9 protein-coding genes are annotated in these 15,619 nt (G+C 40.4%); 4 read left to right on the forward strand and 5 right to left on the reverse strand.

What is annotated here, in order from left to right; translation table 11 throughout:
* Together MHN81_RS21110 and MHN81_RS21115 are read right to left on the reverse strand one after the other, a co-directional pair.
* A complete protein-coding gene (locus MHN81_RS21110) occupies window positions 1-1,434 on the reverse strand; it encodes a glycosyltransferase family 39 protein (RefSeq protein WP_239426633.1) in 1,434 nt (477 codons plus the stop codon).
* On the reverse strand, window positions 1,427-2,425 hold the full coding sequence (locus MHN81_RS21115) for a glycosyltransferase family 2 protein (RefSeq protein ID WP_239426634.1): 999 nt from the start codon (window positions 2,423-2,425) through the stop codon (window positions 1,427-1,429). Before MHN81_RS21115 ends, MHN81_RS21110 begins: the two co-directional genes overlap by 8 nt.
* Before the next feature lie 365 nt (window positions 2,426-2,790).
* Here MHN81_RS21115 and MHN81_RS21120 point away from each other — a divergent pair, with 365 nt between their 5' ends.
* The 4 genes from MHN81_RS21120 (at window position 2,791) to MHN81_RS21135 (ending at window position 11,948) form a co-directional block, all read left to right on the forward strand.
* Window positions 2,791-4,332 carry a glycosyl hydrolase family 18 protein gene (locus MHN81_RS21120; RefSeq protein ID WP_239426635.1) on the forward strand — a complete coding sequence of 514 codons (1,542 nt, stop codon included), beginning with the start codon at window positions 2,791-2,793 and terminating at the stop codon, window positions 4,330-4,332.
* 516 nt (window positions 4,333-4,848) lie between these two features.
* Entirely contained in the window at window positions 4,849-5,808 is a 960-nt protein-coding gene (locus MHN81_RS21125) for a Fic family protein (protein ID WP_023401907.1), read from the forward strand.
* Window positions 5,809-5,825: 17 nt separating this feature from the next.
* Window positions 5,826-10,088 carry an RHS repeat-associated core domain-containing protein gene (locus MHN81_RS21130; RefSeq protein WP_239426636.1) on the forward strand — a complete coding sequence of 1,421 codons (4,263 nt, stop codon included), beginning with the start codon at window positions 5,826-5,828 and terminating at the stop codon, window positions 10,086-10,088.
* 1,077 nt (window positions 10,089-11,165) lie between these two features.
* The gene (locus MHN81_RS21135; protein ID WP_023401904.1) at window positions 11,166-11,948 is read left to right on the forward strand and encodes a hypothetical protein; all 783 of its coding nucleotides are present in this window, start codon (window positions 11,166-11,168) and stop codon (window positions 11,946-11,948) included.
* 148 nt (window positions 11,949-12,096) lie between these two features.
* Here MHN81_RS21135 and MHN81_RS21140 read toward each other — a convergent pair whose 3' ends face one another.
* The 3 genes from MHN81_RS21140 to MHN81_RS21150 form a co-directional block, all read right to left on the reverse strand.
* Window positions 12,097-13,296, reverse strand: coding sequence for a DUF642 domain-containing protein (locus tag MHN81_RS21140; protein ID WP_239426637.1), 1,200 nt, complete (start codon window positions 13,294-13,296; stop codon window positions 12,097-12,099).
* Between the two features lie 367 nt (window positions 13,297-13,663).
* Entirely contained in the window at window positions 13,664-14,485 is an 822-nt protein-coding gene (locus MHN81_RS21145; protein WP_196764401.1) for a sulfite exporter TauE/SafE family protein, read from the reverse strand.
* Window positions 14,486-14,576: 91 nt separating this feature from the next.
* Window positions 14,577-15,605 carry a methionine synthase gene (locus MHN81_RS21150; protein ID WP_023401901.1) on the reverse strand — a complete coding sequence of 343 codons (1,029 nt, stop codon included), beginning with the start codon at window positions 15,603-15,605 and terminating at the stop codon, window positions 14,577-14,579.
* Between the last annotated feature and the right edge of the window lie 14 nt (window positions 15,606-15,619).

Genomic DNA, 15,619 nt, shown 5'->3' on the forward strand with positions numbered 1-15,619 from the left:
CTAATTACATTGATACAGTATATGTTTGTTAACGACTTCAACAACCTTACAGTTATTTTTCAATATATTGGCTACGCCGTTAAGCTGGGCTGTATTTATTACCAAAAAGAAAGGTGCTTGTTCATCCAGCTTCGACTCTAGTAGTTCAATATTTTTTAGTAACTTAGCTTTTCCTTGAGAGTAAAATTGTGCGCTAAACGGCCGCTTGTACCAATAATATAACTCTCCCTCTTGAATTGATGTGGCGTTTGCAACTAGCAACTTTTGCTGTGTTGGCAAAGTTACTTTTCCAGATATCAACAATACAGTTGTTATACTCAATATACAGAGTGTTAAACACCCTGCTAAGACCAAGCGTTTGGAGAGTTGATTTGTGATGGTCACAAATACAGCCATGGCTCCAAACCCCGGCATAACATAGATTGGAAGAATATTTCCTGCAAAAGTAAACAGCACCAGTGGCGCAAATATCCATGCGACTAAATAAGGCTTAATCTGCGACTCATGTTCAGATGAGAAGCTGCTTTTTGTCATTTTAGACAAAAGTGATTTTATGACAAAAAACGACCAAGGAAATGCACACAGTATCCAGTAAATCCATATGCTGCCTCGTGGTCTATCGTGCGCGCTACCATACAAGTCTCCCGCCCATCCAGATACTAAAAAACGCTGAATATGCTCACCTATAATAAAGTACTCAAGAAACCCTGGGGTTCTTATTTCCGCCCATGCATACCAAGGAACGACGAGCAACCAAAATAAGGGAAAACCCGTTTTCCAAGGTAGTGAACAAAATGCTTTCACAAATTGCTTTTCCCACACACTCCACATTATTAAAGCGATAACCACAAGCGCAACAGCAACCGGCCCTTTCACTAACATACCTAAGGCCAATGCAGTAAAAAACAGGTGACCATGTAGTTTTGAACGATAACCTTGGTAATTCAACCAAAAACTTGTCATGGCCAATGTGTAGGCCAGTAGCAAAGAGCTGTCGGTCATCACCATGCCAATAGCCAAAATAAAGCCTAATGTAGATGCCAAAACAAAGACCGATACAACCGCTTTTTGTGTATCAACCAATAGAGCCACAAAACGAAAAACCACAAGTGCTGTTAACATGCCCACCAGCAAATGCGGTAACCGAGCAAAAAACTCACTAACGCCAAACAGTGAAAAACTAGCAGCGCTAAGCCAAGTATGAAACGGGGGTTTACCCCAAAAGGGCACATTGTAATCGAATTGCGGCGTAACCCAGTTTCGTGTCTCCAACATGATCCGCGCAATTTCACCATACCTCGCCTCTGTGGTATCAAACAGAGGGTACATACCTAGCGAAGCTAACCGCAATAAAAATAGTGAGAGCAATACTAGACTTATGACTTTGACGATTGTTGCCGAATGGACAAGGTGTTTGGTACTTGGTTTAAGCATGCTTTTGCTGCCCCTTTACGACTTGAACTTTGCTCTCAACATCCATCACAATATAACTGGGCCGCCCTTTGACTTCGGTGAAAATACGCCCGATATATTCACCGCATACGCCAATAGCGATGAGCTGTACACCACCTAAAAATAATTGAACAAGCATCAATGATGGGTAGCCTTGCACGGCCTCTCCCAACCATACGGTTTTAATGAAAACCCAAAACGCATAGACAAATGCAGACGCAGAAATTAAAACGCCAGCCCAGACTGATAGCCGCAAAGGCTTTACACTAAATGCAGTGATCCCAGATAGCGCAAGCCCCACAAGCTGAGTAAATGACCACTTGGTTGTACCTGCTTCTCTGCGAGGCCGCGAGAATTCAATCGTAGTTTGTTTATAACCTGGCCACGACAATATCCCCTTCATGTATCTGTTCTTTTCAGAGAGCTGTTTAATTTTCTCTATCACTCGGCGACTAATTAAACGAAAATCTCCCACATTTCTTTGCACTGGTACATCCGCTAAATGGTCAAGCAACTTATAATAAATATCAGCGGAGTATTTTTTAAACCTGCTTTCTCCTTCTCTCTCAGTCCGTTTCATATTTACCACGTCAAAGCCTTGTTGCCATTTAGCAAGCATCTTTGGAATGAGCTCCGGTGGATCTTGAAGATCAGCATCAAGCAAGGTAACTGTTTGGCCTTTGCAATGATCGATACCAGCCGTCATGGCCGCCTCTTTGCCAAAATTGCGGCTTAAATTAAGACATTCGACATCTGCGCAAAATGACGTGAGAGACAGCATGACACTCCAACTATCATCAGAACTTCCGTCATTGACATAGATAATTTCAAACCGTTCGTTAGGTATCGCACTCAATACCTGGTTCAGACGATGATGAAAAATTGGCAGCACCTCTTCTTCGTTATAAACAGGTACTATTACACTCAATAAAATGTCTTTTTTATGGGACATGTTGTCTGAAACAAGCTGCATTGTTAACCCCTTCTATAATGAGATACAGCAAGGTTACACTGGGCTATGTCTAGGAAATGTCCTCAGCCATTTAATACCCTTAAACATTTGAGGTGTAAACGAATTTTATGTCGACATTCGATGCCTAGTTGTTAGCGAACACGCTCTAAAGTGGGCATGTTTGCCCATTAAAGGTATGACATGCTTACAATCAAATCGAAATTATCCATACAAAAAACGCGAGGCGAGTTTGCTACCTCAAAATAAAATTTTAATCGCAGCCAACTCCCCTACGTCCCCTTTTTGAATAAATTATTCGACCATAGTCCAACTTGGCAAACCGAATTGTATAAAATATCCTCAAAAAGCTGATCTAGGAGCAGTTAATGTCAGCGTTATTGATCCGTAACTATTCGGTAGATGGCGTTTATGGTAGTGCCACCTGCCAAGACAAAACATGTAAAGGGATACTTATGAAAGTATATAAATTGAATAGCATGGGCTTGTTTGGCCTTATGTTGATGTCTGCAACCCATTCCTCTTGGGCGCAAGAACAGTATCAAGAGTTTACTGGCACCCACCAACAGTTTAAACAAACCAGCAATAAGGTAGTTGGCACTTACATTGCCAATTGGTCCGACCCCAATTCAATCGATGATGTGCCAGGCGATAATTTAACCCATATTTTATACGCCTTTTTGCGGGCGTGTGGACCAGGAGAGCTCCCCAATGACGCCACAGTGTGCGCCAATAAACCCGATTATGTCCTCGCCGAGGACGACACCACAATAGACAAGCAGTTTGCGCCTAAATTTTTGCAACTAAAGCAAAAATACCCACACCTAAAAATCCTTCCTTCGGTCGGTGGCTGGGGCGGCTCGGACACATTTCCCCCCATGGCTAAAGATCCACAAGCAAGACAAGTATTTGTTCAATCAGTTGTTAATTACTTACGTACGCACCGCGCTTTTGACGGCATTGATATTGATTGGGAGTGGCCAAACACACCAGAAGAAGGCGGTCACTATGCCGATCTGATGCACGATTTAAGAGCTGCATTTGATGTACTAGAAGCAGAGCTTGGCAGAAAGTACTCAATTACAAGTGCGATTGGGACACACGCTAATAACGTTAGAAATATTGATTATGAACGCGCAGCACCTTATCTTGATTATATCTTTTTGATGACATACGACTTTTTTGGTGGCTGGTCAAGAAACAATATTGGACACCACACTTCATTAGATGCACACAGCGCAAACATGGCAGCATCCCATGGCGTTATGCAAGGTGTGCAAAACCTACTTAACAAGAGCGTCCCCGCCAGCAAACTGGTTGTGGGTGTCGCTAAATATGCCCGAGGTTTTGATGGTGTTAGCCTAAGTGCTTCTGGTACGCCTATTGGTGGGCAAGCGGCAGGGCTATTTCCGAAAGCTGTGCAACCGTGGGATGAAGAAGGTGTTGGCACATATCGACGTATTGTTGATGAAGTTATCGGCCCAAATGGTCAAGGGATCAATGGATTTACTATCCGTTACGATGCAGACTGCGACTGCCACTACGCTTGGAGAGAAAATGACGCCGCATTTGTCGGGTTTGACCACCCAAGCAGCGTGATTAAAAAAGCTCAGTATGTGTTAAACAGCAATCTAGGCGGCATATTTGCGTGGGAGTACGCTCAGGACAATGGCGATATTCTCAGCGCTATGAACTATGGTATTGGCAATCAATGGTTAGGTAACTCTAACCCCGGCGACGGCGTATGCAGAGGCATTGCAAATTGGCGCGCCGAAGATGTCTATCGCAAAGGCGATCAAGTACACATAGACAATCGCTTATATGAAGCCAAGTGGTATTCAAACAACCAACATCCTGCTCAGTACTCAGGCCGCTGGCAAGTATGGCAGTTTATTAGTGCTTGCCAATAATATTTAAGAGCACTTAAAGCCCAACTAGTTGGGCTTTCATTCATTTATAAAGTAGCACCAATACAAATTTCTACCTCTAGTTAAACTCCAACGGCGAATATTCATTCTAAACATAAACAAGCAAATTAACTACGCTTCTCATGCGCCACAAACTTAGTAAAGCATACGAATATATTCACGGTTTCTTCAACTTCATAGCCGCAAACAGAACCTGTAGACAAATTAATACACTTAGCGACGTCCATCTCACCAAACAGCCGAACAATAACACTCAAACTATTGCAGACAAATGAATAAATTAATAAATTAGGTGATTTAGAATACGATATTACTCATCGAATTTAAGTTTTACCAAATGCACAAAAATACACTAAACACTTGTTTTTAAACACAAAAAAATAATACAACCCGAATAAATTAAAAGTACTCCCCTTGTGGGTGATGAAAAAACAATCTTTAAAACAGACTTATATAAAACGTCATTTATGTTAGAATATGCAACAAAAATGAAATTGTATGAATAATAAAATAGTAAATTCAATAATCATTAATTTAATTTCCCGCTATCTTGCAGGTGGCTCTAGTCTGAGAGAAACACGTAATATTACTCGAAAACAATTAGCGTTGACTAACTGCGGTGTAGGCTTTATTCACCCAGGAAGCCAAGTACAAACGGAATTAAATTTGAGGTTTATGAAAGCTGTTGAAATATTTAACAGCTCCGGGATAAATATTAGTACTTTATCTCAAGTAAACTCAATTTTTTTAAACCGCAAAACATCTATAAGAACTTCAGGCGTAAAAATAGCCACCCCAAGCCAAGAGCTTGAATTTAAGCCCCCTTCAGCTGACAAGTTACAATCCCTGCTAACCCAAATGCAAATTGATATTGCAGAATTCCCCGTGATTAGTATTCAACAAGCTATTTGTTTTTACACACAACTGATCAAAATTCACCCATTTTCAGACGCAAATGGCCGCACAGCCAGAGCTATGGTTTGTGCAATGTTAATAAATGATCCTTCTGCATATATAAGCTTTTTGTATCGATTGAACGCGAATAAAGAAGATTATATTGCGGCATTGGACGCGTATACACTGACAAGCAAAGAGTATATCGACAGCACATATTGGGACCAAGCTCAGTATTTTGGCAAACAAGTTGCACAATTAAGCACTCAGGTTATTTTGGAGACACACAAGTCCTTAACCACTCAATTTACACTGTCTCCAGATGCCAAGAACTGCGTTCTGCTGATTGAGCACCTTTGGTTGCACCCTATTGTTTATCCACCCAAGCTCGCCTCACATTTAAAGCTATCTGAAATTGATCTAGATAAAGCTATTGATGAATTAGTAAAAAGAAAAATTCTTGTCCCACGAGCAATGCGCAATCCCAAAGGCGCTGTTGTTCTAGAATGCCCAAAGATAATGTCAGCTTGGGCTCAAATAGATAATCAGTTTTTACAAAGATAAGACTTAAAGGAAAAGTCATGAAGTATAAGAAGACCAAAGTGGCCTTGATGGTTACGCTCTATATCTCAAATGTAAATATCACCACAGACAGTTTTATTGATGATGAAGCTGGAGTGGAGCTGCACTCCACTGAATGGGGTTGGGGTTTAAATGCGGCAGCTGCTAATGATGAATGCACGGGCCCAGATCAGCCAGGCTGTGAGCCCGTACCAGACCCAGATCCAGATCCAATACCGGAACAAGACCAAAGGCCAGAAACACCTCATTGTGATCCCCTGAGATCAACTTGTTTAGAGATTAATGCCGATCCCATACCTGATTATCGTTTGGACGACAACTACAAAAGGTACAAACGGAATCAGGAAGCAATGCTTGAGCAAATAGCCCGATTACAAAGAAATCAGTTTTTTTATGACCCAGACTCAGGTGATTCTGAGGGAACGCACGGTCGAGCCGTTTTCGAAAAAGTTACTTGTAAAGGAGAAATCGGTAATCCAATACGTTACCAAGATGGTGAAAAAGTCGAAAAGTTTACAGATTTTGTTGGTCGCGGAAAACACCCTCTCTCTATTATTCGTACCTATCAGAGTGATAAACTTTCGCATGTACGGTATCAAAAACCTTTTGGAAGAAACTGGAGCTCGAACCTAAACAAAAGCTTAGAAATTTACTACAACAAACATATAAAGAAACATATCATTGAGCGTCAAGCTGACGATGGAACGACAGTCATGTTCGAAAGCTCTGATGGGTATAATTTCACCAAAACTAATCAAGTTAGATTGGCCGGTTCTAAGCTACAGAAATTTTTGGATGGGCGTATTGTATATACTTCCCCTTCTGGCGAAACAGAACAATATAACTCCCTGGGCCAATTGGTTAAAATAACATTTAAAGGTGGTATTACTCATTCATACACTTGGACACCTAACAGCCAAAGTTGGTTACCCGGTCAATTGAAAATCACTCATTCCAACGGTTCATCAATTACGGTATATAAAGCGAATGGTCGAGTTACTAAGTTTGTTGATGAGCTTGGCCAAGAGTATAAGTATCAGTATTTATTCGACAATACAGATGTTGGCTCCTTCTCACTAAAAAAAGTAATTTATCCAGATAACAATATTACTGAGTATACATACGATAAATCTAGCAAGTCATATAAACAGTACTCTTTCGATCAACTAAACGGTGTACATTACAACGGCGAACAGTATTCTTGGTTTGAATATAAGGATGGGAAAGCAACTTCAAGCCGACACTATGGTGATATAGATAAATATACTTTTGACTACCATATGGAAGGCATCAAAGTAACTAACCCATTAGGCCATCAAGTCGATTATTTATATGAAACAGGCCTTGAAATCGAGAAGCGTAGCTTACCGTCAGAAAACTGTAATGGCATGTCTCTACATAAAACATATACGAGTGAGGGATATATTGACACCATTACTAATGAAGAGGGCCACATTACAGATTTTGACTATGACGAAGATGGCAACGTAATAACCAAAACCGTTGCAAAAGGGTCGGCTGAAGAGTCAGTATTTAGGTATACATGGAACGACAAAAACCAGGTATTAACCGAAACAGGTCCAGACTTTAAACTTGAATTAAATTATAATGACCTTGGCGATATAGTTTACAGAGCTCATCTCAACCTAAATGGTGATATCCTCAGATCGATTACGACAACTTATACATATCACAATAACAAAGAGCCTGCTTCAATCGTTATGAAAAGCAGTGATTTACCGCACTCTCCTAATTCTCAACACTTTAACAGCCAAGGAAACCTTACTAAGCTAGTTGAGAAAGGCCTCACAACAAAATTCGAAAAATATGACGCATTAGGTCGTGTGGGTAAAATTACCTACCCTTCTGGTTTAATTAAATCTTTTACCTATCATCCTCGTGGTGAGGTTAAGTCTCTGACTACCAATGATGGAGGTAAAAGCAGTACAATTACATATGAATACAACATCAAGCAAAAGCTCGAAAAAGAAACCCATTCTAGCGGCCTAGTATTAGATTACGTATATGACAGAGCATTCAGGCTTGTACGAGTCGACAACCTCACAAGCCAAACGAGTTCACAGTATGACTATGACAAAATGGGAAATTTGATCAAGTTAAGCTCATACCCTCTGAACAAACCGACTCAAATTCAAACTGAGAGTGGCGCAACCTACGATGAGTTAGGCAGGAAGCTAACAGAGTCAGCTGGTGGGCAACTGGTTGCGCAATACACCTACGATAACTTAGGTAACGTGCTTAGCACTACTGATGGCGAAGGCTACACGAATTCATATCAATACGATGAGTTAGATAGAGTAAGGCGAGAGAATATCTCTGACGGCGGCATCATTGATATTGAATACACAAAAAGTAAACTAACCGAAATAAAAGATCCCAAAAACAATAGAACAACATTTCAGTATAGCAACAACAATACTCTTGAAAAGCTAATTAGCCCAGACACAGGGCAAACCCCTATGTCAGTTAGTACCAGCGGACGAGTATATAATTTAACACGTGCTGATGGTACATATATCGAATATGGCTACAACTCCCATGGTGATTTAAGTAACATAACTTCAGGTGGCGTGAAACATAGCTTCGAATACCACAATGGTACATTAAAAAAAATATCAAGCCCATCAGGGAATATAACATTGCTACGAAATGGAGCTGGTAATGTAACAACCCAAACTAATTTAATTGATGGTGTCAATTATACTACCTCTTCTACGTATAATAGTTCAGGCCAACTATCTACTATAACTTACCCGGGTGGAAACCAGGTAAGCTATACTTACGCCTCTGACAAAACCATAGAAAAAGTGAATGTTAAAATAAATGGTGTGACTAAGAGTTTGATCAATAAGGTTGATCACCACTCTACTGGTGCTATTTCTGCATTACATTTTTCTAATGGAATACCGCAGTACTTTGCTAGAAGTAAGTCCGGGAACATCTCAACTATTCGCGCTGGCGGAATTCAAAATCTTGATTATAAGTACGATAGAGCATTCAATATTAAGGAAGCAATCAATACCGTTAACTCAGACGCCTCCCGCCAGTATACTTATGATAAAGCTGGCAGATTAACTTCCTCTCGTCACCCAGTTACACAAAGTGGCAGTAGCTATACTTACGATTTGGTTGGTAACCGAAAAACAGAGATCTCCAAAGGGCTGAAGCGCTCTGGTTTTTTTGTTCTCCATGGCGAAGTAAGCGTGACTCTTCCATTTGTTACACAAGATGGACATAAAAATATAACTCTAGGTTACGATAAAAACAGTAACCGTTTAACAAGCCTATCAGGTACTGAAGGAAGCCATAGCATTACCTACGATGCTAATGGCAACATTAAGAACGATGGTCATCGAAACTTTACTTATGACTCTTTTAACCGTTTGGTTAAAATTAACGACAATATACAATACAAGTATAATGGACTAGGTTTACGAGTATCTAAAAAGGCAATGGGAAGAAGTACTCACTTTATCTATAATGAATCTGCCAAACTTCTCTCCGAAGGCAACGAAAAGCAATACATTTATGTAAGCGGTCGAGTAGCAGGTTATATTTATAACAACAAGTTATTTAGTGTTTACAACGATCACATAGGTCGTGCTGAAGTAATCACGGACCAAAGTAAAAATGTCGTATGGCGAGCAGAAAATTATGCATTTAGCCGTACTGTATTGAAAGACAAAATTGGCGGCTATCACCTTGGCTTTCCTGGGCAATATTATGACTCTGAGAGTGGCTTGTATTACAACATAAATCGTTATTACAACCCAGAGACTGGCCGCTATACACAATCTGATCCTATTGGTTTAGCTGGTGGTATAAATACTTATGCTTATGTTGGAGGGAATCCAATCTCAAGAATAGACCTATTTGGCCTTGCTCAAATATGTAAAAGGCCTCTTTCATTTGCAGGAAACTTTCAAACCAGTGGAGCAACAGGCCTAGATTTAGGTATATTTCACGAGCATATCTTCTCTGAAGATGGAAGTGGAGAAAACTGGGGATATACCAAAGGTGGCTTCTTCGATGACGCTAAAAACAAAAGTAAATATCAGTGCGGATCCAAGAGTTACGACGAAAACTTAATTCGGGCCGCAGTGAATGATGTAAGGGTAAATTACGCTGATGATGGTTACAATTTTCTTACAAATAATTGCCAAGACTTTGTTACGGATGTGATAAAAAGGTATGACCAGCTTGAACTATTGCAAAAAATACTAGATAAAGGTAACAATTAAAATGCATGGTGAGTTATTGAAACATTTGATTAAACTTGTAATTATTGCATCAATTTATCTGTTGTTTTTATGTACTCTAGATCTTATCTTTGTATTAGCATTAGAGCAGAAACAAGGTTGGTACAATAGTTTAGTACTATTAACATTCACCCTACCAATTGTTATGAGTTTCTATGTCTATAAAAAAGTAAGCAAATCAATTGTATTAATGTTGCTGACTTTTATAAGTGGCTTAGTTATTAGTTATATTGAGTTTATGTGGGTTTCAATTGAGTTCCATACTTTGATAGGGGGAAGTATTTAGCTACTCCCATTTATCTTTGAAGTCATTATAAGCCAGCAATGCTGGCTTTTTATGCTAAAATATGCTGCCAGAAAAGTTTAATTATTTATTACCTGCACCCTGTAACTAAATCAGAACAGCTATTGGTCACAATCTTACTGTAATACCTTGAAGCCTTGTGAAAAAGCTCAACTCAGTATCATCGCTTGAAAAGGTTGGTCAGCTCCGTCAAGACAAGCACCTTTAATAGGTGCATTTTCTGTTTTGATATTTCGACACCAACAGACGCACAACAATACAGTCCAATATTTTTGCCAGGCAGCCCTGTTTCTCTTCAAGCACTTCGTATTGACCTTGACAAAGTTCAGAGGCCCTTCTGTGCCAATAATTGCTAACCTGCTCTTTGGTACTAACACATGACATCCAGCTGTATTTCTAACACAGTTCTACTTAAACACGTCTGATGCTAAGGAAAGTAGGCGCCTTTGAATCTAATTCCGCGTTTGCAGAGTTATGCTAGAGAATTTCCAGAAATAGTAAATTGAATAAGAAAATGACTAGGCCAACTAGATAGTCAATGATTCAACAGGTCTATCCACTATTTCAACTCAGCCACAACACAAAACTTTAACTTGAAATAAACATGTGTAAAACATAATATCTTGTTTCCAAAAAAGAGAACCTGGATGTGTTTCTTGCTCTTCCACACACTTGAGAGAGCAACCGTGCACAACTGTTTTTTGTTCCCTCTCTAGCTCAATTATTAAAGTTTCAAATACTTTAAGGATAAAAAGATGAAAATAAGAAAGGCCCTAATTAGTTTAACTTTAGCAAGCGCTGTATTTAGTATTAATGCAAATGCAAAGCAAGATATAACGTTTAAATTAGCAGCAACGACTGATGGCACTACGCATTCAGTACCTATGCCTATTGCGGGACAGAATCCATTTTCTTTTGACATTCTATTGGACTACCAATACCAGACTAATGGTGGCCGATGCATTATTGTATATCATCAAGACTCTTGTACCATTGAAAATATGAATGGAGCTGTGACTCTATCGAATATTCACTGGGGCAGAGCCTCGATTAACGGCTCCATTCAGCAGATCTCTAATTGGATGTATGTCAATCCAAAAGAAACCAGCTCTACTGTTTTAATTCCATCTAGTAATGTTCACTTCTACTATATAAATAATGACAAGCCAACCTCTACGCTTAACGTATATGGCCGCTCTTCACTTCAAATTAGTAATTATGGTAGAGCTAGCTTACAAACAACTAAAAATGCTAACAATGCAGGGTTTGAGATTGCGCGAGTCCCTGCTAGTACAAGTCAAGATGGCGTAAAATTCCCTATGATGGCGGGATGTATCAATTTAGCCGTGCTTAACACAACGTTACCCAGCATTGCTCGTGTTAACTTTACCGAAGCAAACCAAACTACTGGGCCTATTACTACCACCTTATGTGTGCCAGGAAATGACACAACCACATTTGTTGGTATAGACGCAAAAGCAGAGCGTATTGCAAATATCACAGCTAAAGTGCCAACTGAATTAAAGCACCTGTATTAAAAAGCGATTGCTACTAACAAGAATCAAAATTAGCTGCTGAAGAGCAGCTAAAAATCGCTAGAGTAGCTTTGTGTGAAAAAAATTATATGGGTTTGAAAACAAAATCAAACCCAATTTAATAGACGTGGCCAAACAAATCCTAAATCGTCTACTTACAGTAGTTATCTACGAAAGTTAAATCATTAATATGCTCTGGTGCATCCATAACATAGGTAGACACTGCGGTTTGCGGGTCGACGGTATAAATTTTCGCGTTTTCACCTGAGACTCTTCCTGAGACATACAATGTACCATCATCGGAAATTGCTAAACCAGACGCCCAGTTAATACCATGGTGACCAATCAAGGTTAACGCCATTGAACTCTCATCGATTGTATATAAGGATTTACCAGTTAGCACATAAAGTGTGTTGTTATCAGCAGAATAAGCAATGTCACCGTGTGAGAAAGAATCACCTGAATAACGCATCTTGCCTAACACTGTTTTTTCACCAGTTTGTAGATTGTAATCATACATATACGTTTTACTGGTGGCGCGTAAAGATTGCCCGCTCGCGGTTACCGCAGAACGATAAATTGGCCAAGATTTCGCATCTGCCTCAGCAACTTGAGCACCGGTTTCTAAATCTATTGACCAAAGTTTTGAAGCCTTGCTGCCAGAATCAAGCTGCTCCATAAAATAAAGCTTATCATTGTGACTAGCAATGTTTGACGCGGTATTTTGAGCCCCTGCCACGACACTAAAAGTCTTTGTCTCTAAATTGAACTTATAGACATAACCCGTCTCAAATGAGCCATAGTTATTGATCCCAAAAATACCCGTGTGGCACGCCTGTTTTTCTGTTACGACAACGTCGTCAATAAAGCCCCCTAAACTATCGTTAGTGCCCGCTCCTGTGAAACGGAGCTCTGAAGTACTTGAATTCGCCTCTAAAGACAAGGTAAAAGACTGCCAACCTCTTTGCGCTGCGTTTAAATTTAAAACCGTCGTGCCATTCCACTTAACATCAACTTTGTTTGTCTGATTGTTCCCAGAAACTCGCGGTGAGTAGGAGAATGAGACTTCATATGTTTTTCCAGCCTCTGTAGCGAGAGTTTGAAATACACTGTGATTGGCAGTCGAATCGAGCTCAATATATTGATTGCCATCTTGAGCGGTAATGATACCAAGGCGTGACGTTTGAATTTCAAACCTTGCCCCTTCACGTTGCCACCCGGTTACTGTACTCAGCAATTTCCATTTTGATTTGACGACATCCTGTTCGAAAGAGCCGTTTGTAACTAAATTGTCCGCTGTTGCAATTTGCGAAGCAAAAAGCGTGGACATTGCAAAAAGAGATAATTTCATAAAGTAGCACTCCAAGGTTTGGTGGTATTTACAGCACAATCGAAAGAACATTTACCAATTAAATTCATAAGGTTACATTTAATATAAGTGTTCAGTTAGAACTGAATCGATGTCTTCATTTGAAAAGAAGTTGCACAAATGATGCCTAAACTGAAAGCAGTGCTTATGGATCAGGAGATTACTATAAAAGATCACGATCTTACCGGCCGCTTTAAGTCAGGTGTCTCACTGACGAGGAATTAAGCAGCTCCAGTGATTACTGAAGGTTTTGTTGTTTAAAAGCTGGGTGACTATTTTGGGGCTTAAAAAATAGGTCAGCGACTTTACAGCCGCTGACCTCTCGCAAAAATGTTTGTGTATATTCGCCCTACAAAAATAATTGTATTAGCATACGCATGCCTGTAATAAGCAATACGATAGAAAATACTTTCTTGAGCTTTGTTGCGTCTAATTTAGCTGCGAGTGATGCGCCAACTGGCGCAAATAACACGGTTAAAGGCACAATACATAGGAACGCAACTAGGTTCACAAGTCCGAACGTGCCGACAGGAGCATCAGCAGGTGACTGACCTAAAATGAGCATAGTCGCGGCTCCTGGCAAAGAGATAATTAACCCAATGGCAGCGGCTGTACCCACAGCTTTGTGAGCCGGGTAGTTATAAAGCGTGAGTAATGGAACAGAAATAGTACCGCCTCCAATGCCCACCATTGAGCTGAAAAACCCGATTGAGGTACTCATTGTTGCTTGTCCGGCTTTACCGGGTAGTGATTGAAATAAAGCTGACTTGCCTGTTCGAAACATCATATTCAGGGCTGATAAAGTAGCGATCACACCAAATAGCCCAGTCAACCAAGTGCCGTTGATGCGAGTTACCAGCCAACTTCCTGCCAAAACGCCAATAAATATAAACACAGCCCAGCGCTTTAAAAGGTCAAAATCTACATTACCTTTTTGATTGTGCGAGCGAATTGAGCTGATGGAGGTTGGAATAATTGTCGCTAACGAGGTCGCTGTTGCGATGACCATGGCCGACTCAGGCGATACGCCAAAGCTCTGAAAAACAAAAAATAGCACCGGCACTATCACAATACCGCCGCCTACCCCCAACAAACCAGCCAAAATGCCCGCAAATGCGCCAGTTGCAATCAGTGCGACAAGTGTTGAAGTATTATTGCTTAAAAACTCTATCATAGTGTGAATCAACAACGTTTAAATGAAATAAATAAAACCAACAAACGGAAAACCCATTTGTTGGTTATGTGAAAAACAAACGAAGAAATTATGCAGAGAGCTCTTTTCTTACTATTTCAGCCCCAGCTGCTAAAGCCTGCAATTTGCCTCTCGCTACTTCTCGTGATAACGGTGCCATACCGCAGTTTGTACTTGGGTAGAGCTTGTCGGCATCGACATATTTAAGTGCTTCGCGAATAGTGTCGGCGACTTCCTCTGGCGTTTCAATGTCATTGGTAGCTACATCAATAGCACCGACCATCACCTTCTTGCCTTTAAGTAATTCCAGTACTTCTAGAGGCACTCGACCGTTATGACATTCTAAAGAAATAATGTCGATGTTAGAGCGCTGGATTGCTGGAAAGGTTTTTTCATAGTGACGCCACTCATTGCCCAATGTTTTCTTCCAGTCGGTATTTGCTTTAATGCCGTAGCCATAGCAAATGTGTACAGCGGTTTCGCACTTAAGCCCTTGGGTTGCGATTTCAAGAGCTTCTATACCCCACTCGTTCACTTCATCAAGGAACACATTGAACGCAGGTTCATCAAATTGAATGATATTAACGCCAGCTGCTTCTAGCTCTTTTGCTTCTTCATTCAATGCTTTAGCAAATTCGAAAGCAAGGGTTTTACGATCTTGATAGTAATCATCATATAGCGTATCTACCATAGTCATCGGCCCAGGCAGCGCCCATTTGATTGGCTGCTGTGTTTGCGAGCGTAAAAATTTTGCATCGTCAACAAACACCGGTTTTTGGCGGCTTACTGGGCCAATAACCCCCGGTACACTGGCGTCATAGCGGTCGCGAATTCTAACCGTTTTCTTATTTTCAAAATCAACACCGCTTAAGTTTTCGATAAACGTAGTGACAAAATGCTGGCGGGTTTGCTCGCCGTCACTCACAATTTCAATACCTGCACTGTCTTGTTCTTGTAACGTGACTCTCAGTGCGTCTTTTTTACCGGCTATCAGTTCTTCGCCTTCTAATTTCCAAGGTGACCAAAGCTGTTCAGGTTGTGCTAGCCAAGACGGTTTTGGCAAACTTCCGGCGGTAGAGGTTGGGAATAGTTTTTTCATAATTAATGCATCTA

The organism is Pseudoalteromonas sp. Of7M-16, assembly GCF_022347805.1.
Taxonomy (GTDB): Bacteria; Pseudomonadota; Gammaproteobacteria; order Enterobacterales; family Alteromonadaceae; genus Pseudoalteromonas; species Pseudoalteromonas luteoviolacea_F.

Excerpts from the sequence above, each read along its gene's own strand:
- MHN81_RS21110 (WP_239426633.1), bottom strand. The coding sequence starts at position 1,434 with ATGCTTAAACCAAGTACCAAACACCTTGTCCATTCGGCAACAATCGTC.
- MHN81_RS21115 (WP_239426634.1), bottom strand. The coding sequence starts at position 2,425 with ATGCAGCTTGTTTCAGACAACATGTCCCATAAAAAAGACATTTTATTG.
- MHN81_RS21120 (WP_239426635.1), top strand. The coding sequence starts at position 2,791 with ATGTCAGCGTTATTGATCCGTAACTATTCGGTAGATGGCGTTTATGGT.
- MHN81_RS21125 (WP_023401907.1), top strand. The coding sequence starts at position 4,849 with ATGAATAATAAAATAGTAAATTCAATAATCATTAATTTAATTTCCCGC.
- MHN81_RS21130 (WP_239426636.1), top strand. The coding sequence starts at position 5,826 with ATGAAGTATAAGAAGACCAAAGTGGCCTTGATGGTTACGCTCTATATC.
- MHN81_RS21135 (WP_023401904.1), top strand. The coding sequence starts at position 11,166 with ATGAAAATAAGAAAGGCCCTAATTAGTTTAACTTTAGCAAGCGCTGTA.
- MHN81_RS21140 (WP_239426637.1), bottom strand. The coding sequence starts at position 13,296 with ATGAAATTATCTCTTTTTGCAATGTCCACGCTTTTTGCTTCGCAAATT.
- MHN81_RS21150 (WP_023401901.1), bottom strand. The coding sequence starts at position 15,605 with ATGAAAAAACTATTCCCAACCTCTACCGCCGGAAGTTTGCCAAAACCG.